This is a genomic window from Pseudocitrobacter sp. 73, from assembly GCF_008369545.1.
Taxonomy (GTDB): domain Bacteria; phylum Pseudomonadota; class Gammaproteobacteria; order Enterobacterales; family Enterobacteriaceae; genus Pseudocitrobacter; species Pseudocitrobacter vendiensis.
The window spans coordinates 1-261 of record NZ_VTZO01000113.1 but is presented as its reverse complement, the minus strand read 5'-3'; the positions used below and the strand labels follow the sequence as shown (position 1 = coordinate 261).

The following is a 261-nucleotide window of genomic DNA, read 5'->3' as shown; positions in this document are numbered from 1 at the left end:
ATGTTGATGAATAAGAGCAAACTTAACGGCTTGTTGAACGCTGATACTGTTATCGTCCAGAAAAAACCAGCGGCGGCTGTTAATCAGCCAGTGTCCGAGCCAGCAAAGTCGGTAAGCGAGCTTCCGGTCAGCTCCGGGAAAGATTTCTGTTCCCTGGTCAAAGAAGGTTTTGCACCGTTCCACATCGTCGGTGCTCATACCTCCGACTTTCCAGTTTTCATAATATTTTGCCATGTTGCCATCCTCATCATGGTTGTTATC

The 261-nt window shown here is 47.1% G+C and carries 1 pseudogene; it reads right to left on the bottom strand.

Features of this window, described 5'->3' with window-relative positions:
* Window positions 1-261, bottom strand: a pseudogene (locus F0Q32_RS26010) (hypothetical protein); the annotation flags it as partial.